Genomic DNA, 582 nt, shown 5'->3' on the forward strand with positions numbered 1-582 from the left:
CGGACGGTTGTTGTCGCGCAGTGTGACAGCACGGATTCGACATCGTCCGCGATGATCGAGACGCTGGGAGCTGAATGACGAATGATGATCGTCGTGCACGGCATGACTTGGCTCACGATGTGTCGCATCGGAACGGCGATGTTCGAGGGCTGGAGCGGCTGAAGCTGTGTCGAAAGCGCTCAATGATGCGCATGACGCCACCACAATCGGGACAGGCAGGAACCTCGGCCCAGGTTTGAGCTTCCGAATCCACAGGCGGCGGCTGGCCATCGTTTGGGGCTGTTCGCTCGCGATCGAGAAGTTCGCGGCAAAGGGCGAGCTTGGCAGCGCGATGGCGGTTGGCCATGAAGCCGAAGTGGCGGATGCGGTGGAAACCGTCGGGCAGCGTATGAAGCAGGAAGCGGCGAATGAACTCGTCGGGCGTGAGCTTCATGATCTTTGTCGCGCTGTTTTGGCGATAGTCCTTCCATGAGAAGGCGACATGATCGTTGTCGAGTGCGACGAGCCGGCTGTTGGCGATCGCGACACGATGGGTGTAGCGGCCGAGATAGGCCAGGACCTGGGCGGGTCCGCCGAAGGGCC

At 61.3% G+C, this 582-nt stretch carries 1 protein-coding gene; it reads right to left on the reverse strand.

The window, feature by feature from the left end; translation table 11 throughout:
• Window positions 1–112: 112 nt before the first annotated feature.
• Window positions 113–582: transposase (locus tag KJQ96_RS41185; RefSeq protein WP_249735095.1), on the reverse strand; the 470-nt coding region annotated here is incomplete at its 5' end.

The sequence above is a fragment of the Bradyrhizobium sp. sGM-13 genome (assembly GCF_018398875.1).
GTDB lineage: Bacteria > Pseudomonadota > Alphaproteobacteria > Rhizobiales > Xanthobacteraceae > Bradyrhizobium.